The sequence below is a fragment of the Ruegeria sp. CJ9 genome (assembly GCF_056536625.1).
In genome coordinates, this window is sequence record NZ_JBQFPY010000003.1 from 167278 (window position 1) to 191029 (window position 23752).

Annotated in this window: 19 protein-coding genes; 9 read left to right on the forward strand and 10 right to left on the reverse strand. The window is 56.5% G+C overall.

The features are described 5' to 3' along the window. Positions 1-17: 17 nt before the first annotated feature. Positions 18-1001 carry an HlyD family secretion protein gene (locus ACR0AJ_RS08885; RefSeq protein ID WP_170349990.1) on the forward strand — a complete coding sequence of 328 codons (984 nt, stop codon included), beginning with the start codon at positions 18-20 and terminating at the stop codon, positions 999-1001. Further along, positions 998-2521, forward strand: coding sequence for a DHA2 family efflux MFS transporter permease subunit (locus ACR0AJ_RS08890; protein ID WP_480740639.1), 1524 nt, complete (start codon positions 998-1000; stop codon positions 2519-2521). Before ACR0AJ_RS08885 ends, ACR0AJ_RS08890 begins: the two co-directional genes overlap by 4 nt. Here the strand turns inward: ACR0AJ_RS08890 and ACR0AJ_RS08895 are convergent. Both ACR0AJ_RS08895 and ACR0AJ_RS08900 read right to left on the reverse strand, forming a co-directional pair. Beyond that, on the reverse strand, positions 2518-2880 hold the full coding sequence (locus ACR0AJ_RS08895; protein ID WP_170349992.1) for a fluoride efflux transporter FluC: 363 nt from the start codon (positions 2878-2880) through the stop codon (positions 2518-2520). The genes ACR0AJ_RS08890 and ACR0AJ_RS08895 overlap by 4 nt on opposite strands. Next, positions 2877-3284, reverse strand: coding sequence for a CrcB family protein (locus ACR0AJ_RS08900; protein ID WP_368040139.1), 408 nt, complete (start codon positions 3282-3284; stop codon positions 2877-2879). Before ACR0AJ_RS08900 ends, ACR0AJ_RS08895 begins: the two co-directional genes overlap by 4 nt. A gap of 197 nt (positions 3285-3481) precedes the next feature. On the opposite strand from ACR0AJ_RS08900, the gene ACR0AJ_RS08905 reads away from it, so the two are divergent. From ACR0AJ_RS08905 to ACR0AJ_RS08915, 3 genes are all read left to right on the forward strand, one after another. Beyond that, a complete protein-coding gene (locus ACR0AJ_RS08905) occupies positions 3482-5062 on the forward strand; it encodes an FMN-binding glutamate synthase family protein (RefSeq protein ID WP_480647368.1) in 1581 nt (526 codons plus the stop codon). 61 nt (positions 5063-5123) lie between these two features. Then, complete coding sequence (locus tag ACR0AJ_RS08910; protein WP_480647370.1) at positions 5124-5663, forward strand: RNA polymerase sigma factor; 540 nt, start codon at positions 5124-5126, stop codon at positions 5661-5663. After that, positions 5660-7609: a vWA domain-containing protein gene (locus ACR0AJ_RS08915; RefSeq protein ID WP_170349995.1), complete on the forward strand. Its 1950-nt coding sequence runs from the start codon at positions 5660-5662 to the stop codon at positions 7607-7609. Before ACR0AJ_RS08910 ends, ACR0AJ_RS08915 begins: the two co-directional genes overlap by 4 nt. Positions 7610-7655: 46 nt before the next feature. Here ACR0AJ_RS08915 and ACR0AJ_RS08920 read toward each other — a convergent pair whose 3' ends face one another. From ACR0AJ_RS08920 to ACR0AJ_RS08935, 4 genes are all read right to left on the reverse strand, one after another. Then, positions 7656-8207, reverse strand: coding sequence for an ABC-type transport auxiliary lipoprotein family protein (locus ACR0AJ_RS08920; RefSeq protein ID WP_254428493.1), 552 nt, complete (start codon positions 8205-8207; stop codon positions 7656-7658). A 95-nt stretch (positions 8208-8302) separates the two neighbouring features. After that, positions 8303-9619, reverse strand: a complete 1317-nt coding sequence (locus ACR0AJ_RS08925; protein WP_170349997.1) for an MlaD family protein — start codon at positions 9617-9619, stop codon at positions 8303-8305. Between the two features lie 5 nt (positions 9620-9624). After that, complete coding sequence (locus tag ACR0AJ_RS08930) at positions 9625-10440, reverse strand: ABC transporter ATP-binding protein (RefSeq protein ID WP_170349998.1); 816 nt, start codon at positions 10438-10440, stop codon at positions 9625-9627. 1 nt (position 10441) lies between these two features. Beyond that, complete coding sequence (locus tag ACR0AJ_RS08935; protein ID WP_480647372.1) at positions 10442-11554, reverse strand: ABC transporter permease; 1113 nt, start codon at positions 11552-11554, stop codon at positions 10442-10444. Between the two features lie 275 nt (positions 11555-11829). Between ACR0AJ_RS08935 and ACR0AJ_RS08940 the strand changes: the two genes are divergently transcribed. The 4 genes from ACR0AJ_RS08940 to ACR0AJ_RS08955 all read left to right on the forward strand — a co-directional run bounded on the left by ACR0AJ_RS08940 (position 11830) and on the right by ACR0AJ_RS08955 (position 18060). Beyond that, positions 11830-13362 carry a sulfatase-like hydrolase/transferase gene (locus ACR0AJ_RS08940; RefSeq protein WP_480740643.1) on the forward strand — a complete coding sequence of 511 codons (1533 nt, stop codon included), beginning with the start codon at positions 11830-11832 and terminating at the stop codon, positions 13360-13362. A 94-nt stretch (positions 13363-13456) separates the two neighbouring features. Further along, entirely contained in the window at positions 13457-15322 is a 1866-nt protein-coding gene (locus tag ACR0AJ_RS08945; RefSeq protein WP_480740723.1) for a hybrid sensor histidine kinase/response regulator, read from the forward strand. Next, positions 15322-16023 carry a response regulator transcription factor gene (locus tag ACR0AJ_RS08950; protein WP_170350002.1) on the forward strand — a complete coding sequence of 234 codons (702 nt, stop codon included), beginning with the start codon at positions 15322-15324 and terminating at the stop codon, positions 16021-16023. The genes ACR0AJ_RS08945 and ACR0AJ_RS08950 overlap by 1 nt, the downstream gene beginning before the upstream one ends. 270 nt (positions 16024-16293) lie before the next feature. Further along, the gene (locus ACR0AJ_RS08955; RefSeq protein WP_170552109.1) at positions 16294-18060 is read left to right on the forward strand and encodes an ABC transporter ATP-binding protein; all 1767 of its coding nucleotides are present in this window, start codon (positions 16294-16296) and stop codon (positions 18058-18060) included. A gap of 66 nt (positions 18061-18126) precedes the next feature. Here ACR0AJ_RS08955 and ACR0AJ_RS08960 read toward each other — a convergent pair whose 3' ends face one another. The 4 genes from ACR0AJ_RS08960 to ACR0AJ_RS08975 all read right to left on the reverse strand — a co-directional run bounded on the left by ACR0AJ_RS08960 (position 18127) and on the right by ACR0AJ_RS08975 (position 23734). After that, positions 18127-19437 (reverse strand): HlyD family type I secretion periplasmic adaptor subunit, encoded by a 1311-nt coding sequence (locus tag ACR0AJ_RS08960; RefSeq protein WP_480647377.1) that lies wholly within the window; start codon positions 19435-19437, stop codon positions 18127-18129. Then, entirely contained in the window at positions 19421-21568 is a 2148-nt protein-coding gene (locus ACR0AJ_RS08965) for a type I secretion system permease/ATPase (RefSeq protein ID WP_170350005.1), read from the reverse strand. The genes ACR0AJ_RS08960 and ACR0AJ_RS08965 overlap by 17 nt, the downstream gene beginning before the upstream one ends. Continuing rightward, on the reverse strand, positions 21565-22809 hold the full coding sequence (locus ACR0AJ_RS08970; RefSeq protein WP_170350006.1) for a TolC family protein: 1245 nt from the start codon (positions 22807-22809) through the stop codon (positions 21565-21567). The genes ACR0AJ_RS08965 and ACR0AJ_RS08970 overlap by 4 nt, the downstream gene beginning before the upstream one ends. A 106-nt stretch (positions 22810-22915) precedes the next feature. Beyond that, entirely contained in the window at positions 22916-23734 is an 819-nt protein-coding gene (locus ACR0AJ_RS08975; protein ID WP_480740646.1) for a SapC family protein, read from the reverse strand. Positions 23735-23752: the final 18 nt, after the last annotated feature.

Sequence of the window (23752 nt, forward strand, 5' to 3'; positions counted from 1 at the left end):
TGTATAAGGTCTGACGCATGAAATCGATTAAAGGCGTCGCCGTTGCCGCCATGCTGATTGCCATCGCCGCTGGTCTGTTGCTGTATTGGCGCCATGAGGAAAGGTACCCCACGACCAAAGACGCCTATGTCGGTGCTAATATCATCAACGTGGCGGCGCAGGTAACCGGGAAGGTTGCTGAGGTGCCGATCAATGACAATCAGCCAATCAAGGCAGGGGACCTACTGTTCACCATCGACGATACGCAATTCAAGGCAACCGTCGATCAGGCGCAGGCCGATCTGGACAGAGCCATACAGCAGGTTCAAACGTTTTCGACCCAGATCGCAGCGGCCAAGGCAGCGGTCGATTCAGCTCAGTCCGCCTTCAACACGGCCAACAACAATTTTGAACGCAACAAGGCGCTTTTTGCGGATGGAGATGTGGCGCAGGTCACATTGGACCAGGCAACGACAGAATTCGCGCAGGCCTCGGCCAGACTGACCGCCAGCCAGTCCGGCCTGTTGGCCCTGCAAAGCGGTGTGGCCGCAAAGCAAGATGACGTTCTGTCTGCCCGCGCACAGCTTGAGATCGCACAGGCGGATCTGGGATGGACCAAGGTTTATGCAGCGGCGGATGGTTGGATTGCTAACCTGACCTTACGGCCAGGTTCAGCGGTGGCCGCCAATGCGCCGCAGTTTTCGATTGTAGAGTCGTCACAGTGGTGGGTGGATGCGAATTTCAAGGAAACCGCTCTGCCGCGCATTCGCCCGGGCCAACCGGTTACGGTTCAGATCGACATGCTGCCGGGTGTGACGCTGACGGGCAAGGTCGCCTCGATCGGGCGCGGCTCGGGGGATACTTTCTCGCTTTTGCCGTCCGAGAATGCCAGCGGCAATTGGGTCAAGGTCACCCGCCGCTTTGCGGTGCGCGTTGAACTTGATCCGACCGATGTGCCCCTACGTGTGGGTGGCAGCAGCAAAGTGACTGTGGATACGACCGTCGATCAGGCAGAAAAATGACGGGATCGGCGGCCAGCCGCGTCAATCCGGTGATTGTGATCGCCGTTGTTCTCAGCGCTATACTCGAGGTGTTGGACAGCACCATTGTCAATGTTGCGCTGCCACATATTCAGGCCGCTTTCGGGGCCACAACCGATCAGGCAACGTGGATATTGACCAGCTATATCGTCTCGGCTGTCGTGGTCATGCCGCTGACGGGGTTTGTTTCCCGCCGGGTCGGACGGCGACGGCTGATCCTGACCGCCATCACGGGCTTTACCGCTATGTCCGTCATGTGCGGCCTCTCGTGGAGCCTTGAGACAATCGTCTTCTTCCGACTGGCGCAGGGCATGTTCGGTGCGTTCCTAATCCCGTTGTCGCAGTCCATCCTGTTTGATGCCTATCCCCGCGAAAAACGCGGGCAGGCGATGGCTGTTTTTGGTCTGGGCGTCGTGGTTGCCCCCGTCTTGGGGCCGACAGTCGGGGCCATCCTGACCGAGTATTTCTCGTGGCGAATGGTGTTTTTCGTAAACCTGCCGGTGGCGGCCATGGCCCTGCTGTTGCTGGCCGGAGAGCTGCCGGATGATGAAACCGAAGAGGTCAAGATCGACTGGATCGGTTTGGCCTTGCTGGCCATCGGCATTGGGTGCCTGCAATACATACTGGATCAGGGGGAAACCAAGGATTGGTTGACCTCTCGTGTGATACAGGTGGCGCTGATCGCGTCGGTTCTGGGCGCGTTGGGGTTTGTTGTTCATGCGCTCAGCTCGAAGCGCCCCGTCGTTGATCTACGCCTTTTCGCGGACCGGAATTTTGCCCTGTGCAATCTGGTCATCGCAGGGTTTGCGATCTCGCTGTTCGGAGGCATCGCGATCCTGCCAACTTTTGTGCAGAACCTGCTGGACTATCCGGTCATCGCCTCAGGCCATTTGTTCATTCCGCGGGGTATTACGGCGGGTCTGTCCATGGTGGTTACTGGCGCTGTACTGGTGCATCGTTTTGATCCGCGTATTCTGGCCGGGCTGGGCATGGCGTTGACGGCGGTAAGCAACTTCATGATGGGCGCGCTGAATATGAATGCGGGGTTTTGGGAGCTGGCCTGGCCAGGTGCCGTCAGCGGTCTGGGTATGGGGTTGGTCTTTGTGCCCATGTCGATTCTGGCGTTCGAGAGTATTTCAAAAACCCGGCAGGACGAAGCGTCTGGATTGTTCAACGTGACCCGTCAGTTGGGGTCGTCGGTTGGAATTTCGCTTGTTGGGACATGGGTGGTGCGCGGGTTGCAGACGAATACCGCTGTGCTTGGCCAGAATGTGACCCCTTACAACCCGGTTGCGCAGGCTTATCTGCAACCGCTTGGCCTGACGCCCGACAGTGCGCAAGGCGCTGCCATACTGGGGCAAGCGATCAGCCAGCAGGCTGAACTGATTTCATATCTGACCGTTTTCAATAACCTGGGTTTGCTGGCCCTGGCGACGATTCCTTTGCTGTTTTTCTGCCGCGCTCCTAAGCCAGGCACACAGTCTGCTGTTCCCGCGCACTAGTGTGTCAGGAACAATCCCAGCAACAAGGCAAGCCAACACAAGATCAGGCTAAGTAGAATATTCCCCGCCGCCAGCGCAATCGTGCGTTGCCGCCGCAACTCCAGCGACTGATAAGCAAAGCTTGAGAAAGTGGTGAACCCGCCGCAGAACCCGAAGACCAGCCGTTTTTCTTCTTCGCCCAAATCGACTGGCCCACCCAGGAAACCGATCCACAGACCAAGAAGCAGGCTGCCCAGAACATTTACAATCAGTGTTGCAAACGGCAGGTCGTGGCGAACCCGCAGGGCGACCCAATGGCGCAGCACTGCGCCCAGACCGCCGCCCAGCCCGAACATGGCGTGCAGGTACAGCTCAGTCATTTTGCTGGCCTCTGCCCTAGGAGACGCCGTCCGATAGCCTCACCCAGAACGGCTGCCGCGAGGCCAACCGCTATTTCCAGACCAGCAGCCGAAATAGCGCCCCAAAGATGCGTTGCCGCCATACGCTCCAGCTCAGCCACAAATGAGGAAAACGTAGACAGACCACCGCAAAACCCGACGGCGCCTAGATGCAATACATGCGCATGCACGCGATACCGCACTGCATAAAGCCAACCGAGTATGAAACAGGCCACAATATTGATCCCAAACGTGGCCGTCAGAATCGGAGCGCCGGGGATCTGGGCCGAGAGCGCCTCGCGCAGCAACGACCCCGCAGCGCCCCCTACGAAAACGGCAGCAAACGTGATGGCCGTGGTCCGGACGGCGGGTCGGGTCTGTGTCACGGCCTGGATTCCTGCCCAATTTCACCTTTGTTTTGGCATACCTATTGGGGCAAGGGGGATCAACAGTGGCTCTGTATTCTGCCTGTTTTGTAATCTAACCTGATCGCGTGACGTTTGGTTCAAACGCTTGCAATCAAAAGCCGAATTGATCCACGCTTGCCATTAGCCGGTTTGGCAACACCTTGGGAGAGCGCAAAATGATTGTACGTCAACTCTATTACTTCCTCAGCTACGTGTGTTTGCCGCTGACTGTGTTGTGGGGGCTGTACTGGCCACCGGCGCATTGGTTACTGGTCCTGCTGATCCCCTACGCAGTGGTTGGCCTGTATGACATGCTGACCACAAAGCATAACGTTTTGAACAATTATCCGGTTCTGGGGCATTTCCGGTACATGCTGGAATTTGTCAGCCCGGAAATCCGCCAATACTTTGTTGAGACCAACGAAAGCGGGCGCCCCTATAACCGTATCATCCGCAGCCTGGTCTATTCCCGCGCCAAGGGGCAGATGGATACACAGGCTTTTGGCACACAATTCGACATCATGACCGTAGGGTATCACCGGGCCAACCATTCACTTGCACCCAAAGAGGTGGCCGAAAGTGAGGAACGGGTCATGCTGGGCGGACCCCAGTGTACCAAACCCTATAATGCCTCGCGTCTGAACGTATCCGCCATGAGTTTCGGCGCACTCAGCGCCAATGCGATCCGGGCGTTAAATGGCGGTGCCAAGGATGGGGGGTTTGCGCATAACACGGGTGAGGGTGGGTTGTCTCCGCACCATCTGGCCGAGGGCGGTGATATCATCTGGCAGATCGGTACGGGCTATTTTGGATGCCGTACGCTCGAAGGTACGTTCGATAAGGATAAATTCGCTGAAAAAGCCCAAAAAGATGTGGTCAAAGCGATTGAAATCAAACTGTCGCAGGGCGCGAAACCATCCCATGGCGGGGTTCTGCCTGCGGCCAAGGTGGATAAGGAAATCGCCGAAATCCGCCACGTACCCGAGCATCAGGACGTCATATCTCCTCCCATCCATTCGGCTTTTGAAGGTCCGACGGGTTTGATGCATTTCGTTCAGCACCTGCGTGAATTGTCAGGCGGAAAACCCGTCGGTTTCAAGCTGTGCATTGGACGTCCTTCCGAGTTTATGGCGATCTGCAAGGCGATGTTGGAATCTGGAATTTTGCCCGACTTTATTACCATTGACGGTGCCGAGGGGGGCACCGGGGCGGCTCCGGTTGAATTCACCAACCGCCTCGGCGTGCCCCTGAACGAGGCGTTGATCTTTGTTAACAACTGCCTGCGTGGCGCTGGTTTGCGCGACAAGATGCGGATCATCTGCTCGGGCAAGGTGGCCACGGGCTATGACATGGTCGAGAAATTTGCGCTTGGGGCTGATATGTGCAACGCGGCGCGGGCGATGATGTTTGCGGTCGGCTGCATACAGGCGTTGCATTGCAATACGAACCGCTGCCCTTCGGGTGTCGCCACACAAGACCCGGTCCGGGGACGGGCAGTGAACGTGCCGCAAAAACGCGTTCGGGTGCAGCGCTTTCATGACGCCACGCTGGAAAGCTTTCGAGAGCTTTTGGGTGCTATGGGTAAAGAAAAAGTCTCTGACCTGCATCCAAGCGATATCCGCTGTCGCAACGCGGATGAACACGAGCGATCCTATGCCGAAATGTACACTTTTATTGATGAAGGCGCCTTGCTGACCGATACGCCCCCCGAAGCCTTTGCTGCGGATTGGAAAATGGCATCGGCAAGTCATTTTTAATTTTTTTCGACCCGCCGCCAAGGATTGACCTTTCTGGTCCGTCTTACTCATCGTGATGCGTATGACAACTTCGGATGAGGATCTGGCCAAAGCTGCCGCGAAGGGGGACGCGGATGCGTTCGCTGCCCTTCTTGCGCGCCATTACGACCGGATTTTTCGTCTGGCTTTTCGGTTGAGTGGGCGCGGTGATCAGGCCGAAGATTTGACACAGGATATCTGCGCCGCCTTACCAACCAAGATTGTTGGGTTTCGGGCGCAGGCCAAATTCACCACTTGGCTGTATCGTGTTGTCGTCAACGCCGCCGAAGATGCGCGCCGTCGGCAAGCCAGTCACAGCCGTGCTGCGGTCGGGTGGGGCGATGTTGAGCAGATGCGCCGGGCCGAAGCGGCGGAGACCGCCGAAGCGGTCGATTGGTTGCAACGGTCCATGCGCGCCTTACCGCAAGAATTGCAGGACACTTTGGCCCTGACGCTTGAGGAAGAGATGACCCATTCCCAGGCTGCTGATGTGCTGGGCGTATCTGAAGGCACAGTGTCTTGGCGCATGTCGGATATCCGCAAACGCCTGCGGGCCTTGCGGCAAGAGGAGCTGGCTCAATGACAGACGATCTTGAAGATTTCAAAACCTTGATGAATGCCGCCACCCCCGCGCCGGATGCGCAGCGTCGGGTGGAAAATCTACAGCAGGCGCAGAAAAGTTTCGCCCGCGCCCAAGGATTGCAGTCTGGCGCGCGTCCGACTGTCAAGCGAGGCCCAATAGCCCGCCTGACAGAAGGAGCGAAGTCCATGTTGAATGTCTTGACGCATCGCGGCGCATTGACCGCGACAACCGCAATTGCTGCTGTGGCCTTGGTGGCGATTCTACCGCAGACGCGGGATTATGTTCTGGAGCCGAATTCGAGAATCGAGAGTCGATCCACGACGTCGCAGGCTCCCCATTCGGTTACTGAGCTCGAAGCGGATTCTTTAGAGGAAACAGCTGCAGCTCCGCTGGAAAAGCCGGTTGTAGATGTCCCTGTGGTGGTCTCACGGACAGCGAAACGGCAGGAAGGGTTTACTGCCGAAAGCGATGGTTCAGTTTTGTTTGAGATTGCACCTAATACCGCTGAGCCATTTCTTGGAGGTAGAGTACTAGGTGCCATCGGTGATAATCAAAACACCGAGACCTTCTCCAACACTGCCACCAACCCTCTAAAGGTGACAGCCGAAGATCCCGTTTCGACTTTCTCGATTGATGTCGACACGGCCTCGTATTCGATTGTCCGGTCGTCGCTGATGCGTGGTCAGTTGCCGCCGAAAGATGCGGTGCGGGTTGAAGAGATGGTGAATTATTTCCCCTACAGCTATCTCGCGCCCGAAAGTGATGTGCCGTTCCGGCCTTCGATTTCGGTGACCCCAACACCCTGGAACGAAGGCACGCAGCTGGTCCATATCGGCATTCAGGGTGCGCTTCCGCAAATCGAAGATCGCCCACCGCTGAACCTAGTGTTTCTGATCGACACGTCGGGTTCGATGCAAAATACCGACAAACTGCCGCTGCTGAAACAATCTTTCCGCCTGATGCTATCGGAATTGCGGCCCGAAGATCAGGTGTCAATCGTCACTTACGCGGGCGGCGCCGGGCAAGTGCTGGAGCCGACGGCGGCGTCGGAACGGTCCAAAATCCTAAACGCGCTGGACCAATTGGAGGCCGGGGGTTCGACCGCCGGGCAGGCCGGGTTGCAGCAGGCCTATCAGGTGGCGGAAAGCATGGTTGAGGATGGCGAGGTCACCCGCGTTATCCTGGCCACGGATGGTGATTTCAATGTTGGCCTGTCGGACCCGGACGCTTTGAAAGATTTCATAGCCCAAAAACGCGACAGCGGCACGTTTCTAAGCGTTCTGGGCTTTGGTCGGGGAAATCTGGACGATGCGACCATGCAGGCGCTGGCGCAGAATGGGAACGGGCAGGCGGCCTATATCGATACATTAAGCGAGGCACGCAAGGTTCTGGTCGATCAGCTGACCGGCGTGCTGTTTCCGATTGCCAATGACGTCAAAATACAGGTCGAATTCAACCCGGCGCAGATCGCCGAATACCGTCTGATCGGGTATGAAACCCGTGCTTTGCAGCGCGAAGATTTCGCGAACGATAAGGTGGACGCGGGCGATATCGGGGCCGGTCATACGGTGACTGCGATTTACGAAGTGACACCTGTGGGGTCGGACGCCATCCGAAATGGTCCCTTGCGCTATGCAGAACAAGCGGTGTCCGAGGGATCGGACGAAATAGGGTTTTTCAAACTGCGTTACAAATCCCCTGGTGTTGCAGAAAGCCAATTGATCCAGCATCCAATCCTGCCGGGGCAGGGGGCCGTAACTGAAGATGTGGAATTCTCATACGCCATTGCGGGCTTTGGGCAGTTGCTGCGCGGCGGGGAATATTTAGGCTCGTGGTCCTATGCGGATGCGATTGCGCTTGCAAATGAGGCAAAGGGTGAGGACCCGTTCGGGTATCGTGCCGAAGCCATCACATTGATGCGTTTGGCCCAGACATTGTCTCAATGAAACCGGTATGCGGGCGCTGAAACCTAAGAGCGCCCGTTTACCTACCCTAAAATCGATCAGAATTATTCGCGGCGTGGGTGTTGATCTTGCGCACACTCCATTCCACCGCATCCCGCATGGTCTTGCCCAACGCATCATCGAACGCTCGGACCAGATCAGGAGTTTTATCGCTGGCGGCGACCACATATTCCCGGAAGGAATCTGACGCGATGATCTTGTCTTCGAACTCGTCGATGATCTTGATGTTCATTCGAACTTCGACCCGTACAGTTGACGATCCGTCGTCCTCAGCGATCACAAGGCCCTGAAATTCCCGCAAGTCCGGAACGATGACGTAGTCCGCGCGCAATCCAACGGTCGAACGACCAACGGCAGCCACCTTGCCGCTGTTTTCATAGCTTTCCACCAGCAGCGCCTGAACGATCAGCGGCGCGCGGTCCACCCAACGCGCCCGTGGCAGATACTGGACCTGCAACGGGGTGGGTTGAATAGCAATCTGATCGGTGTTGACGGCTGCGGTGGCCGTTGGTTCCTGCACCACGACCTGTTTTTGAATGCGCGGCAACGAAGACGAAAACGTGCTTTTTGGTGTCAACAAGTACAAATCATTAGGCTTTGATGCCTGCCTGAGCGTTCCCAGCCCCGCGCATCCCCCCAGAGACACCAGGGCGAGAACCACAAGTAAATGCCTAATCATTGGCGAAACTCCGATGCTTGGGTTCCAAGAAGGAAACGCGCGGGATCACGTTCGACCTTATCCACCAGACGATCCAGGCTGATGACCAGTCGTTGCGATTCTTCGATGAAGCGGGTGAACTGCGGCAGACCGACCCGCAGGAAATCGGACAGCTGACGGCGGTTGTCCTGGACGATACCGTCGATGGTGCCCAGCAGTTCCGAGGCTGATTTCGATGCGCTCAGGATATCGGCGGATATGTCGTCTAGACGTTGGGTGACGTTCTTCACAGTCGCGGATACCTCATTTGCGGCTGTACGGATGTCGTTCATTACAGTGCCGACGTCTTCGGTTATGACTTTGTTGGCCGAGTCAAAGGCACGTTCTGCCGAGGTCAGCGTGCCTTTTGCCGTGTCCATCGCACCCGTGATTGACCCCAGCGTTTTATTTGCATTCAAGAATGTCTCGGTGATAGTCGCCAGCGAGACTTCGGCCTCGCTCGTCAGACCGTTCAGGTTCTCGGCCAGGTTTGTGGCGCGTTCGATGAAGGGACGGATATCTTCCTGAATTATGCGATCCGCTGTTTCGATTGTGACCTTGGCGCTGTCGAGAGTTGCGGTTGCCGAGTCCGATGCGGTTTTCACGCTTTTCAGCGTATCCGTGCCGGTTGTCAGGGTCGTTTCGGCGGTGTCGGCCAACTGATCCAGTCGATCTGTGAAATCGCCAAGCTTTTTGGCGGCGCCCCCAAGGTCCGTCGACAGGTTTTCGAAATCCGAAAGCGTCTTTTCCAACTTGCCTGAAGCGGAAGCCAAATTGTCGAGAATGTCGCTGACGTATTTGCGGTTCTTGTCATCGACTACGGCATTGAGGTTTTCCAGCAGGGTAACGGCCTCGTCCAGCACCTTCGGGGCGCCCTCAAACAACGATTGAATGGCGCTGCGCTTGCTTTTAATCACACTGTCTTGTGGCAGTTTTGTGCCGCTGGCGGACCCGCCGGTCAGTTCCACGTAACTAACGCCCGTGACACCCAGTGATTGCAACTGCGCAATTGTGTCTTCGGTTACGGGGATGTCTGCGTCGACCTCAAGCCTGACCCGTACCTTGGACGGGTCGTCCTCGTCCAGATTCAGCGAAATAACCTGACCGACCGGCAGACCATTGTAGCTGACGCCGCCTGCCGCAGACAGGCCAGATACGTTGTCGAACAGTACATCATAATAGGCGTATTGCCGCGACACCTCGAATTTCGCCAACCATAGGAAAAAGCCGAATGCGCCAAGGATACCCGCAAGGGTGAAGGCGCCGATCAGGATATAATTCGCTCGGGTTTCCATGGCCTCTACCTGTCCTGCCCCTTCTTTTGCGCCGCGCGCGCCCGGGGGCCGGTGAAGTATTCCTGCACCCAAGGATGGTCGACTTTGGTCATTTCTTCAATCCGTCCTTCAACCAGAACGCGTTTTTCGGCCAGCACTGCGACACGATCGCAAATGGCATAGAGGCTATCGAGATCATGCGTAACCATAAACACGGTCAGCCCCAGCGCGTGTTGCAACTCGCCGATCAACTCGTCATAAGCCGCCGCCCCGATCGGGTCCAACCCCGCAGTGGGTTCGTCCAGAAACACGATCTCGGGGTCCAGTGCCAGTGCGCGGGCCAAGGCTGCGCGTTTGCGCATACCCCCGGACAGTTCTGACGGAAACTTGCCGCAGCTCAGTTGTGGCAGACCTACAAGGCTGATCTTCAGGCTGCCAAGGGCACACATCAGCTTTTCACTTAACCCGGTGTGTTCGCGCAGCGGGGCCATGACGTTCTGCAAAACTGTCAGAGACGAAAACAGCGCGCCATCCTGAAAGGCCACGCCCCAATGCCGTTCGATGCGGCGACGTTCCTGTTCGGGCCCGTTCAGGACGTCGACACCCAATACTTCGATGCTGCCTGCGGCGGGTCTGTTCAACCCAACAATCGTGCGCAACAGCACCGACTTGCCGGTGCCCGATCCGCCAACGATGCCCAATACTTCACCGCGCCAGACGTCCAGGTTAAGGTTCTGATGCACCACCTGCGTTCCAAACTGGTTGGTCAGATTGCGCACGCGGATCACTGCCTCGCGCTGAGCGCCGGTTTCCGAGGTCTTTTCAAGCACGCTCCCGTCCATGTCAGACCTCCAACACCGAGAAGAAGATCGAAAACAGCGCGTCCAGTGCAATTACCATAAAGATCGACTGCACAACGGAGGCTGTTGTTCTTTGGCCGACGCTCTGGGCCGATCCCTTCACCTGCATTGCCTGCCAACAGGCGATAACGCCGATGACCACGGCAAAAAACGGGGCTTTGATCATGCCGATGGCAAAATGCCAGATGCCGGTGCTTTCCTTCAGCCGCGTCACGAACATGCCGGGGCTGATGCCAAGATCAATCCAGCTCATCAAACCCCCACCGATCAGGGCGGCCATATCCGCAATGAAACCCAGGATCGGCAACATGATCAACAAAGCGACGACGCGCGGGATCACCAGCACTTCGATCGGGTCAAGGCCCAGCGTGCGCATGGCGTCGATCTCTTCCTGCACTTTCATCGATCCGATTGACGCGGTGAAAGCCGACCCGGACCGGCCCGCAACAATAATGGCTGTCAGCAGGATGCCCAGCTCGCGCAGTACCGAGATCGAGATCAGTTCGACCACGAAAATCTCGGCTCCGAATTGTTTCAGCTGAGTGGCCCCCTGAAAGGCCAGCACAACGCCGATCAAAAACCCCATCAGGGCAACAATCGGGATGGCCCTAAAACCCGTTTCCTCCATCTGGGATACCAGCGCTGCCTGTCGCAGCCGCCATGGCATAATTATGGTGCGGGCTAACCGATGCAGAGTCAGGCCCAGAAAGCCCAGCATCGAAAGGGTGTCTTCCCAGGCCCCCGCCGTGCGTTGACCAACGCTGGCGACCCAATCAACAAAACTGCGGTGTTCCGCTTCGATGCCGGAATCGTCAGGTATGTTCTTGGCTACAGTGTCCAACAGGGCGGACTGAGCCGGGCTTAACCCTTCGAACCGAACCTCGGCGCCTACGGCCCTGTTTCGCCGGGCCAAATCGGCAACCAGCCATGCGCCACCGGTATCCAGCGCCTCAACCTGAGACAGATCAAACGTGACGTTGCCACCCTGGGGTTGAGTTGAGGCGAAAGCCTGTTCTACTGACGCCAGAGATTTGGTGAGCATTTCACCCGAAATACGCAGGCAGACGCCGTCGGCGTCATGTTCCGAATGTATCATGGGCTGCGTCATGGTCGTATGTGATGTGAAACCACGTTGTGCTGCAACGGATTTTTACGCTGTGACCAGATTTGCCGCCATACCATAGTAGGGGTGTGACAATTTGGGTCCGCCTGACGCTAGCCATGTGCGCCATCCCCTTAAATGACTGTTTTTTTGTACGTGATACGAAAAAAAGCGTGCTCAAATATCAGAGCGATGAACGGCTTGCCGCGACCACGGAACCAAGTCACAGTCTGCAGCGGAAACGCCTCGTTGGAATCAAGGTAAGTGTCATGAAGCACGCGGGAAATGTCCTGTTCATCATTATTGATCAGTTGCGGGCAGATTGCCTGAACGGTGCCCTTGCGGATCACGTCGATCTGCCGAACATGCGGGCGTTTATGGATGAGGCCGTGACATTTGACCGCCACTTTTCGGTCACCAATCCTTGCGGGCCTTCGCGGGCCTCGATCCTGACTGGGCAGTATGCGATGAATCACCGCTCGGTCCGCAATGGCACACCGCTGCGGCACGACACACCCAATATCGCGACCGAGATGCGTAAGGCCGGTTACCTGCCCATGCTGTTCGGCTATACCGATACCTCGGCCGATCCGCGTGTGCATGACGCAGGTGACCCAGTTCTGAAATCCTATGAGAACCCGATGGCCGGGTTTGATGAAATCGTCGAGATGCGGTTGGAGGAATCCTACCCGTGGCGATCCCACCTGATGCAGAAAGGATACCGCTTTGAAGATTACTGGGACGTTCACAAACCGGTGTCACCGACCGGAGATGCACCGCGCCTGAATGATCCGGCCCTGTACCGGGCCGAAGACAGCGACACGGCCTTTTTGACCGACACATTCCTGAACAGTCTTGCCCCGCTCAAGGGCCAGAACTGGTTTGCCCATTTGACCTATATCCGACCACACCCACCGCTGGTTGCCCCCGCGCCGTACAATGACATGTACGATCCGGCGTCATTGCCGCTGCCTGCGGGTTGCTCTGAAGCAGCTGAGGAACGGGCGATGCATCCCTTCTTTGGCCCGACGTTGGACAAGCAGACGGCGGCGGATTTCGTATTGGGTTTCGATCACGTTGACCCCACGGTTGAGAATATCCAGACGCTGCGCTCGGTCTATCTGGGGCTGGCAACCGAAGTGGATCATCATGTTGGTCGCGTTATCCAGTACCTGAAGGACAGCGGGCAATACGACGATACGCTGCTGGTGATCACCGCCGATCACGGCGAGATGCTGGGTGATAGGCACAGCTGGGGCAAGATGACAGTCTATGACGCGGCCTATCATACGCCGCTGATGATACGGGTGCCGGGTAATGAATCTCAGGCGGGCAAAGTAATGTCTGCGCCAACCGAGTCGGTAGATATAGCCCCGACGATCCTTGAATGGGTTGGTCAGACGGTTCCGAATGCGATGGATGGCCGGTCCTTGTTGCCGCTTTTGCGTGGCGAAGTACCTGAGGATTGGCGCAGCTATTCTTTTAGCGAGCTTGATTTCTCGGAACCCGAAAACCCTACGTTGTGGCAACAGCAATTGGGCACGGGCAACAGCGACTCGTGTTTGGGCATTCTGCGCGACGACCGATTCACTTTGGTCGAATTTGCTGCTGATTTGCCGCCGTTGCTTTTCGATCACGACGGCAAGGGCGAGCTGGAGGATGTTGCAAGCAACCCCGATCATGCGGTGGACCTGGCGCGTTTGGGGCGGCAAATGTTGCGGCATCGGATGCGAAACATGGACCATACGCTGTCGCTGCATTCTATCACGCCGGATGGGGCAAAGTCCAAACCGCGGTACTGATCCAATCTGTCCTATACACCTGTGACGAAACCGATGCTACGCATGGTTCGCGGAGAGGGCGAAATTGGACATAACTGAACAACAGATAAAGTCGATGACCAGTGCGGGTCTGAACCTGATCGGTCAGGCCCTGTCGATCTACGACAGCAAATTGCGGCTTGTGGTCAGCAACCACCGTTTTCAGGATATGTTCGACCTGCCGGATGAACTTGTGCAGCCCGGAGCGCTGTTCGCCGACACGATCCGCTATCTGGTTGCGCACGGTGAATATGGTGAAGTTACTGATGTCGAGGATGCCGTCGCTCAGCGGGTTCAACAGGCGCTGGCGTTCGAGCCTCATTACATGGAACGTGTGCGCGCCAACGGCTGCGTGATTTCGGTCGAAGGTGCGCCTTTGCCCACAGGCGGTTGGGTATCCGTCTACACCGATATCACCAACACCAAACAGGCCGAGGCCTTGCTGCGTGCCCGGTCCGAGGAACTGTCGGATCAATTGCTGGACCGCGCCGAGGAGCTTTTGGCAGCCAACCGGAAACTAGCGGCGACCAACTCTGCGCTGGAAGAGGCCAAACGTCAGCTGACCGAGATCGAAGCCCGCACACGCATGACGACCGAGATGATGCCGGCCCATATTGCCCACCTGAATCCAGACGGGCGGTATGATTACTCCAACCGACGGCTCAGCTCGGTCATGCCGAGCCGACCTTCTGAAATTCTGGATATGCACATATCTGACGCGTTGGGTGCTGCGGCCTTTACCCGTGTGGAACCTTACCTGCTCAAAGCCTATGGCGGTGAAACGTCGGTGTTCGAGTTCACAGAGGATCAGGATTCCCGCCGCATCCGCGTGTCGTTTTCACCAGATGGTGAGGGGGGCGTCTATGTGATGTCTGTCGATATTACCGAGGAAACGCAGGCGCGTGTGGCCCTGCAACAGACACGTCGCCGGGCCATGGCGGCGCAGATGACCAGTGGGTTGGCGCATGATTTCTCGAACCTGTTGACCATCATTCTGGGTATGCAGTCCCGGTTGGAAAAGATGGATTTGTCCGAAGCCGCGCGAGAGCTTGTGGCCGCAACCCAGCAAACCGCACTGAGGGGCGGGCAATTGCTGAACCGGATCGCGGATATGACCGGCAACCGAACATTTCAACCAAAAGCAACCGACATGCGCGGCTTGTTGGAAGACTTACGCATCCTCGCCTCGCCATCCCTGCCGCGCGGCGTCGGCCTGTCGGTAGTCAACACTCTGCCGGATGAGGCGCTGATGCTGGACCCGGGCATGGTGCAGGACGCGTTGTTGAACCTTGTTCTGAACGCGCGCGATGCCTGTGGTGGATTTGGTCAGGTGACGATCAGCGCGCATAAGATCGGAGAGATCTGGATTGAGATTGCGGTCACCGACACCGGACCGGGTTTTTCCGAGGAAGGTTTGGAGAAAGCCCTGAACCCTTTCTTTACGACCAAGGGCAGCAAAGGATCGGGGCTGGGTCTGCCGATGGTCTATGATACTGTAAAACTGGCAGGCGGAGACCTGAACCTGCGCAACACGCCTTCGGGGGCAGCGGTGGCCATGCGTTTGCCCTATCGTCCAGCCCCGCCGGTGCAGGATGGGCTGGTCCTGCTTGTCGAAGACAATGATGATCTGCGCGGGCAGTTCCGCGATATGCTGGTCGATCTTGGATGTTCGGTGATCGAGGCAACCTCGGTCGATGAAGCCCTGGCTTTGACGGCGGATATTGACGATATCGCGCTGGTACTGTCAGACATCCGACTGGAAGGGCAGGGGACGGGTCTTGACCTGTTGGCGCAGTTGAAACCAGGCTTGGCGTGTATTTTGATGACCTCGTTGCCCTATTCTGACCCGCTGCACCGGCAGGCGCTGACACTGGCGCCGGTCCTGAGCAAACCGTTTACGCGGGCACAGCTGTCCGCCCTGATCCGAACCGAGGGCACCTGATGACTCAACCGCTGGTCACCATCGTCGATGATGAACCCGAAATCCGACGTGTTCTGACCGACGCGCTGGAAGAGGCCGGATTCCGCACCCAAAGCTTTGCCCGGGCGCGGGAATTCGAGGCTGCGCTGAAACGTGTGACGCCGGATGTGTGCCTGGTTGATCTGTCCCTACCCGATACGGACGGATTGGCGTTGGTGCATCGGCTGGCACTGGAACAGGGGGCAGCGGTGATCATCATCTCAGGTCGGGCGCAGGTGCAAGATCGTGTGACCGGGCTAGAGCTTGGGGCGGATGATTACATTACCAAGCCGTTCGACCCGGCCGAGGTTGTAGCCCGCATTCGGGCCAGATTGCGGTCCCCTCGCCAGCAGACCTCGCAGTCGGATGTGGCGATGTTCAATGGTTGGACTGCGTATTTTGACCGCTATGTCCTGATCGATGCCAGTGGCGCAGAGACACCGTTCAGCCATGCGGAGGGGGAAGTTTTGCGATTGTTTTTGGACAGCCCGAAACGCCTGATCAGCCGATCTCAGATGCAAGAGGCACTGGGCGGTGCGGCTGGCGACAGCTTTGACCGGGCAATGGATGTGCGCATCTCTCGGTTGCGCACCAAGCTGGGCGAAGATCCGAAAAACCCGCGCCTGATCAAGACCATCTATGGCGCAGGTTACATTTTTCTGGGGGACGTCGAGTGGCGGTAAAGCGCCTATCAATAGCTGGAAGGCGGTCTTATACTAGAGCTCATGTTGTGAATAATTTAGCAAAACCACTTCGTTACACAAAAAATAAGACAAAATCCTAAACCTGATGTCAGCTGGAACACATCGCTTTTATTATCTGCGCGCGGGCTATGGATTCTTGGCGCAGTCGCGCATAACTAACACCATCCTGTCCGGGGGTTGCCGGTGCAATGCGGGTTAAGACCATGACGCTGCCGGGTATCGGAACAGCTAAGGGTTTTGGAGAGTAGAATGATCAAAAAAACCTTGGCCAAATGGCAATCCGGTCATATCGGCCGTTTGCTGGGCGAAAGCCTGCGCAGCCAGGGCTGGTTGTATGGGATCGCGATGATGGCCATGGTTGTGGTTGCTGCAACCACTGCCGGTACCGCGTGGATGATGGAAAACATCGTCAACACCATGACCGAGCCTGAGATGCGCTCGCAGGTCTTTCTGGTTGCCGGGGCTGTAATTGCGCTGTTTTTCGGCAAGGCGGCTGCATCTTACGTACAGGCAGTGTTCTTGGCGCGGGCTGGAAACCGCATCATTGCCGTTCAACAAGAACGTCTTTATGCCAAGCTGATCAAGCGCGGTGTGGGCTTTTTCTCCAGAAACGAATCCTCGGGCCTTTTGATGCGCGTGACGCAGGGGGCTCAGGCGGCCAGACGGCTGGTCAACGTCGTTGTCACAAGCTTTGTGCGAGACTTACTGACATTGATCGGTCTGGTTTTCGTAATGGTCTATCAGCAGCCTTTATTGTCAGTGCTGTTCTTTGTCGTGGGCCCGGTTGCCTTGGTGAGTGTTCGTTTCCTGCTCAAGCGCGTTCGCTCGATCATGCAGTCTGAGATGGCGGCCCTGTCCGAGATCATCAAGGTTCTTCAGGAAACCTCCGGTGGCATAACGATCATCAAGGTCTTTGCTCTCGAAGATCATATGGTCGGACGGATGAATGGGGCGATCAGATCGGTTGAAAAACGGGCGAACTCGATTTCGAAACTGCAATCGGTAGCCAGCCCGCTGATGGAATTTCTGGCGGGCCTTGCCATAGCTGGGGTTCTTGTGATCAGCACCATAGGTATCGCAGGAAGCGGCCCAACCACCGCAGGTCAGCTGATGTCGTTCATCACGGCGCTGTTGATGGCATACGAGCCCGCGAAACGTTTGTCGAAAATGCGAGTTGTCATTGAAACGGCACTGGTTCCGATCGGTCTGATGTTTGATTTGCTGGACGAAGAAGAGCCCATGCGGGAAAGCCCCGATGCCAAACCGCTGGAATCTGGACCGGGTGAAATTCGGCTAAGGGATCTCAGTTTTGGGTACAAGGGAAACCCCAATGTCATTTCGGATATGAACGTGACATTTGAGGCTGGAAAGACAACGGCTCTTGTTGGTCAGTCCGGTGGCGGAAAATCTACTATCTTTGGCCTGATCATGCGTTTTTATGATCCTGATAGCGGAACGGTTGAAATAGACGGGCAGGATCTACAGGGGGCAAGCTTTGCCTCATTGCGCCAAAAGATCTCGTATGTTGGTCAGGAAACGTTCCTGTTTTCCGCTTCGATTATGGAGAACCTCAGATTTGCGCGTCCCGAGGCAACCGACGAAGAGGTGACCGAAGCCGCGCGGGCCGCCCATGCACATGAATTTATCAGCAAGATGCAATTCGGCTATGACACGCAAGTGGGTGAGAATGGCGCGTTTTTGTCTGGCGGGCAAAAACAGAGGTTGGCCATTGCACGAGCAATTCTGCGAAAGTCTGAAATCTTGTTGCTGGACGAAGCCACCAGTGCCCTTGATGCAGAATCTGAAACCCTTGTGAAAACCGCGCTGGACAAGCTGACCGAGAATGTCACAACGATTGTCATCGCCCACAGGCTGTCTACCGTGTTGGAAGCGGACAAGATCATTGTCATTCAGGACGGTGAGGTTATTGAGGAAGGCAACTTGGAAACTCTGGTCGGGAACGATGGGGTGTTCCGGAAATTGTTTGATAAGCAGTTCAAACAACCGGTGTCCTGACAGCCGCCCCTTCTGTAGGATCTGGTCAGTAACGTGGACCTACAACCGGGCTTAACCCGTTTTGACCTATTCGCGCAGTGCCCTGTCTTTGACTTTGACCACAGGTTGCAGAAGGTATTCCAGCACCGTCTTTTTGCCCGACAGAATGTCAACCTCGGCAATCATGCCGGGGATGATTTCAACGGCCAGACCATTGGCATCCAGCATCGAGTTGCTGGTCTCAATTTCTACGACAAAAACTTCTTCGTCATTGCGTTCGGACCGCGTGATCGTGTCTGCACCGATGCGCGTGATTTGACCGTTCAAAGCCCCATAACGGGCAAAGTCATAGGCTGTGATCTTGACCTTGACCGGCTGCCCTGAGTGAAGAAAGGCAATGTCTTCTGGCCGCACATAGGCTTCGACAAGCAAGGTGTCGTTCAAGGGCACAATTTCAATCAATTCCTCTCCACTGCGGGCCAATCCCCCAATTGTGCTGCGATGCACCCGGTTCACGATACCCCGAACTGGCGATCGCACCTGTGCTCTATCGGCCCGGTTGCGCAGTGCTGGCAGAATGGGCTGCAACGCCGCAAGCTCTGTGGTCGCCAACGCCAGATCAGTCAGCGCGGCGCTGCGAAACCGGCTGCGCGTTGCACGGATGCGGTCTTCTATTTCGTCTAGACCAGTTTTCAGCCTGTTGGTCGCGGCCACGGCCCGCGTTCTGCGGCCTTCCCATTCGGCCTCACCACGGCGGAGCGTTAAAAGCGTTGTGGCTGGCTCCATTTTCTTTTCCACCAATGGCTGCATCATCGAGCGTTCTTCGGCCAGCAACTTAAGCGTCTGATCTGCTGTCACACGATCCACCAGCCCTTCCTCGTATTCCTGTTGGCGTTGCTGGCGCTGCCTTTCAAGAATTGCGATTTCAGCACGCAATTCGGATTGGCGCCCCTGATACAGCGCGGTTTCCGAATGCACGACCTCGGGGGACCCTTTGATCAGGTTCGGCGAAAACCTCAGTTCGGTCCCGTCAATTTCTGCCTGCAAACGTTGGGTGCGCGCCATCAGCCCGAATGCACGCTGTTGTTCCTGGTTTAGCTGACTGTCGATCTGGGTGGTTTCGAACTCCATCAGCAGCGTTCCTTTTTCAACCACTTGCCCTTCCCGAATTTTCAGGGATTGCAATACGCCGGGTTCAGTGGCTTCGATCACCTGAATGTCAGCCGAAGGCACGATCCGACCGTCAACGCGCGTCACGTCGTCCAATACGGTGAGATGCGCCCACAGTCCAAGCACGATGAGACAGGACGTAATCACCAACAAAAGCAGAGATCCACGTAGAGGTGAGCGTCCACGTATTTCACGCGCGAGTGTGGCCAGATCAGGATGCCGCGACATTCAGGTGCCTCCGTGTTTTGCGGACGTGTTGGGCCAGCAAGCTTTTCGGGCCGTCTGCGCCCACGCGCCCGCCTTCGATCACAATGACCCGATCCACCAGCTCCAGAAGGCTGGTGCGATGCGTGACGATGACCATCGTTGTGTCCTGCGTTGCCTGTTTCAGGCGACGGATCACTTCGGCCTCGGTTTTTACATCCATCGCGCTGGTCGGTTCATCCAGCAACAGGACCGGAGGTCGTCCGACCAGTGCCCTGGCCAAAGCAATGGCTTGCCGCTGACCGCCGGACAAACCTTCGCCCCGTTCCGCCAGTTTCAGGTCGTATCCATTGGGGGTATGAGCAATAAAATCTTCGACCCCGGCCACCTTCCCAGCATGGATCAAGTCCTGATCGCGTGGCCTGACGGTGCCGCTGTTTATGTTCTCGCGTACCGTGCCAGAAAACAGCCAGATATCCTGTAGGATCGAGCCAACGTTTCGACGCAGATCACCAGGGTCGATCTGCCGGATATCTGCCCCGTCCAGCAGAACCGACCCCGAGCGCGGCTGGTAAAGTCCAAGCAACAGCCGGGCCACTGTACTTTTACCCGAGCCGATTGGCCCCAAAATCGCGACCTTCTCACCCGGTTCAATTGAAAATGACACGCCGGCCAAAGTGTCCTCGGTCTGATCGGGATAGGCGAAGTGAACATCCTTGAAGCAGATCCGGCCTTCGAAGCCGTTTCGGCTTACCCAATTGCGTCCTTGTGGCCTTTCGCTTTCGGCCTGCATCAAGGCATCCAAACTGCGGTAAGCGCTTCGGGCCTGGTTGACGCGGGTCAAGGTTTGGGCAAGCTGTCCCAACGGGGCCAAAGCGCGCCCCGTTAGCATGACCGAGGCAACCAACGCCCCCATGCTGGCCTGACCGTCGGTGATCAGAAACACGCCATAGAAAACGATCAATACCTGTGCAGCCTGTTGGGTGAAACCGGTCAGATTCAGGGCAAACTGCGTCACCGTTCGGCTTCGCGCGCCGTGTGACGATTGTCGTTCTATCGCATTTTCCCAACGGGTTCGCATTTGCCTGGCCGCTGCGGTGGTTTTGATGGTCTCAAGCCCTGAAACCGTTTCCACCAGAACGGATTGCTTGGATTGCCCGTCTGAAAAGCTTTTCTCTGCCAGGCGTGCCAACACTGGTTGAACGGCAATTCCCGCAAGCAACACAATTGGAACCGCGAGGGCCGGGATAAGCGCCAGCGGTCCACCCACCAGATGGATGACAAAGATGAACAGCGCGATAAACGGCAGATCAACCAGCGCAACCAGCGTGGCCGAAGTAAAGAACTCGCGTAGAGTTTCGAACTCACGAACTGTGCTGGCCATGGCGCCAGTCGAGCCTGTACGCGATTTCATTCGGATGTTCAGAACCTGATCAAACACACGACGCCCCATCAGCATGTCGGCCTTTTGCCCGGCGCGATCAATGAACCCGGCGCGCAACAGCTTTAGGATGAAATCGAAGCCTAGTGCGAGGCCGACGCCAGCGGTCAGCGCAATCAGGGATTCAGTCGCTTCGTTGGGTAGAACGCGGTCATAAACCACCATGATGAAGATCGACGTTGAAAGGCCAAGCAGATTGGCGAGCGCTGCCGCCAGAATAACCTGTGTGTAAGACCATCGGTTTGCGGCCATTGCCGACCAGAACCAGTGCCCGGAATATGAGGAATCGCTGTTTGATACTTCGTCGCGATAATTGCGGCGAAACAGAAGGGCATATCCGGTGTAAATGTGCCTCAACTTATCTTCTGACACTTCACCGATATCAGCCCCAAGCTCAGGGTCGAAAATCAAAAGATGCCCATCGGGCGAACGACCGTGGTAAACAACGGCTTTATTGTCTTGCAACAGCAAAAGCGCTGGTGCCAGTTGGGTATCGAAATCCCGCAGCTTTCGTTTGCCGTATCCGGCCTGCAAACCAGCCCTTTGTGCCACTTCGATAGCGTCACGGAGGGTAAGTTCCCCGGTCGTTCCTGATTGCGCGGCATACAAAGTGGCGCTTGTCATCGGCCGATCCAATTGAGCCGCGACGTGCAACAGGCATTTTTCCAAAGGCGTAAGCTCGGGGTCTCGTGAAATTGGCAGCAGTTGTGTCATAGACCCTCACCCCACTTGGCCGATGAAATCCCCAGAAGGTCCAGAATGTCACCAGTGAGGCTGAGCGCGGCATAGTTGGTCAGGAAAAAATTCTGCTCAGCCAGGATCAATCTTTCCTGAGCGTTCACATAATCTCGTTGCGCGTCCAGGATTTCGATCAGACTGCGCCGTCCTATTGTGAATTGCTCGCGTGCTGCTGAGACACTGTCGGCGTTGGCCTGCACTGCGATGCGGGCGGCCTGCAGCCGCACTGCGCCAGCTTGCTGATCCGAGCGAACAAATTCCAACTCTCGCCGTATGTCCCGGATTACAGATTCTCGTGTGAATTCAGCCTCTTTGACCTGTGCCTCTGCCGCCGCAATTGCAGCGCGGCGCTGTCCTGTGCTGTCGATCTCGTAATTGAATGACAGGTCGACGCCGAAATTCGCGTCATTCCTATCATCCCGATCAGCAAAGGCTGCAACCTGAACGCCAGGCTGGCGCCGGGATTGAGCAGCAGCCTGCTCGGCCTTTGCGGATAGCAGCGCTGCATCCGCCCGCCGAACCTGTGGGCTGTCCATCACGATCTGAGCATCAGTTCTCGACAGTTTTGGGGCCGCAACCGGAGGGGGCAATACCCCGGGGGCAGAGCCGAAAAATTCGCGAAACTGAGCATCCGCACGATCTAGTCTGGCCTCAGCATCCGCCAATCTTGTCTGCGCGTCAGCCATGCGAGAGCGGGCCGCCAGAACATCCGCATTTGAACCTACACCCTGCGCGGTTCGCTCGGCTATTTGGCGAAGCATTTCTTCGTGAGCCGACACGTTCTGTTCCGATATGCCCAGGATTTTCCGCCTGTCAAGAACCACAACATAGGCCTCGATTGCCGAAAGCGCGATTGCCGCTGCGGTTTGCAACTGGTCGCCCCGGCTTTGAAGCACGCGGGCTTTTGCGGCAGCCAGGTCATTCGAGGCCGCGCCGCCGTCATAGACTAGCTGCGAAATTCGCAAATAGGGGGTAACGTCAGCAATATCCGATTCAATGCGCTCGGATCGTGCGTTTACGCCGATGGACACTTGCGGTAAGAACGCCCCTTTGGCGGCGTCCTCATTGGCAGCAGCGACTTCAAGTCGAGTTGCGCTCTGCGCCAAGTCGGGGTTGGATTCGACAGCGACCCGGACCTTTTGACCAAATGCACTTTGCGCAAGCCGCGGTGAAGGAGCGTTCGCGCCCGCGCCCACTGAGCCACGGGAAAGCGACATTTCAACCCCCGTCAGTTCGGGTGCGGGCGTGCAAGCCGAAGACAACGCGGCGAGACAGATTAAAGCTGCAAATTTTACTTTGCGATCATGTATTGGCATAGGTGTTTCACACCCCACTGGTTCCAAGAAAGTCGTCATTCTGAGCGTTGGCCATGGCATAGAGGAAACCGGAAACATCTGAATTTTCCGTGTATTTTTCTTGCGGGTTTTGCTGTGCAAGCTGTTGATGAGCCCGGGATAACCACCCGCAATGTGACAGTGAAATCTGATGCGCGTGGATCAAGAAAAGAGCACCCGAATCGACCAGTTTCAGCTTTTCAACCTGCGACAAAGTCTTGAGCCGCTGGACTGACACCCCAAACTTGTCCGGCGGCAGGGGTATCCCATCATGTGACGCAATTAATTCGAACAACCCAAGACTATCGATGATCTGACACAGGGCCAGGGTTGCCTCACAGGCCGCAGCGCGGGCTTGAAGAAAGATTTTCACCTCACACAAAGCAGGTGAAACGGCTCCGGTATTGTCAAAAAATGCTTCGTCCTTTGGGTCGTCGCTTAGCAACCCAGAGGATTCATCCACATTTAATTGAAACAGAGGTGCCTGATCTGCCTTTTTGCGACAGGTGGGTGCGGCCTGAAAAGGATAGCAACGTAAAGCAGAGGGCACATAGGCGGCAAGCCACCGGCCCGCCTGCGATACAAATGGAGTAGGCCTATCTTTGAGAACGGACAATATACCGGTTGGCTCATAACCTCTGGCTGTTTTCTTGAACAAAATGGGAAAAGTGGCGGCCGCTTGTTGAGCTTCTTGAAAGACAATTGCGCATTCAGCGCGATTGGCCGCGAATTGGTAAGACATGAAACGTGTCCAGTAACGCCGCCCATGCCGGGAAAAGGTGACTGGAACCAGGCCATTCTGCGCCATTTTTACCCCGTGATTTGA

Excerpts from the sequence above, each read along its gene's own strand:
- ACR0AJ_RS08885 (WP_170349990.1), top strand. The coding sequence starts at position 18 with ATGAAATCGATTAAAGGCGTCGCCGTTGCCGCCATGCTGATTGCCATC.
- ACR0AJ_RS08890 (WP_480740639.1), top strand. The coding sequence starts at position 998 with ATGACGGGATCGGCGGCCAGCCGCGTCAATCCGGTGATTGTGATCGCC.
- ACR0AJ_RS08895 (WP_170349992.1), bottom strand. The coding sequence starts at position 2,880 with ATGACTGAGCTGTACCTGCACGCCATGTTCGGGCTGGGCGGCGGTCTG.
- ACR0AJ_RS08905 (WP_480647368.1), top strand. The coding sequence starts at position 3,482 with ATGATTGTACGTCAACTCTATTACTTCCTCAGCTACGTGTGTTTGCCG.
- ACR0AJ_RS08910 (WP_480647370.1), top strand. The coding sequence starts at position 5,124 with ATGACAACTTCGGATGAGGATCTGGCCAAAGCTGCCGCGAAGGGGGAC.
- ACR0AJ_RS08915 (WP_170349995.1), top strand. The coding sequence starts at position 5,660 with ATGACAGACGATCTTGAAGATTTCAAAACCTTGATGAATGCCGCCACC.
- ACR0AJ_RS08925 (WP_170349997.1), bottom strand. The coding sequence starts at position 9,619 with ATGGAAACCCGAGCGAATTATATCCTGATCGGCGCCTTCACCCTTGCG.
- ACR0AJ_RS08930 (WP_170349998.1), bottom strand. The coding sequence starts at position 10,440 with ATGGACGGGAGCGTGCTTGAAAAGACCTCGGAAACCGGCGCTCAGCGC.
- ACR0AJ_RS08935 (WP_480647372.1), bottom strand. The coding sequence starts at position 11,554 with ATGATACATTCGGAACATGACGCCGACGGCGTCTGCCTGCGTATTTCG.
- ACR0AJ_RS08940 (WP_480740643.1), top strand. The coding sequence starts at position 11,830 with ATGAAGCACGCGGGAAATGTCCTGTTCATCATTATTGATCAGTTGCGG.
- ACR0AJ_RS08945 (WP_480740723.1), top strand. The coding sequence starts at position 13,457 with ATGACCAGTGCGGGTCTGAACCTGATCGGTCAGGCCCTGTCGATCTAC.
- ACR0AJ_RS08950 (WP_170350002.1), top strand. The coding sequence starts at position 15,322 with ATGACTCAACCGCTGGTCACCATCGTCGATGATGAACCCGAAATCCGA.
- ACR0AJ_RS08955 (WP_170552109.1), top strand. The coding sequence starts at position 16,294 with ATGATCAAAAAAACCTTGGCCAAATGGCAATCCGGTCATATCGGCCGT.
- ACR0AJ_RS08960 (WP_480647377.1), bottom strand. The coding sequence starts at position 19,437 with ATGTCGCGGCATCCTGATCTGGCCACACTCGCGCGTGAAATACGTGGA.
- ACR0AJ_RS08965 (WP_170350005.1), bottom strand. The coding sequence starts at position 21,568 with ATGACACAACTGCTGCCAATTTCACGAGACCCCGAGCTTACGCCTTTG.
- ACR0AJ_RS08970 (WP_170350006.1), bottom strand. The coding sequence starts at position 22,809 with ATGTCGCTTTCCCGTGGCTCAGTGGGCGCGGGCGCGAACGCTCCTTCA.
- ACR0AJ_RS08975 (WP_480740646.1), bottom strand. The coding sequence starts at position 23,734 with ATGGCGCAGAATGGCCTGGTTCCAGTCACCTTTTCCCGGCATGGGCGG.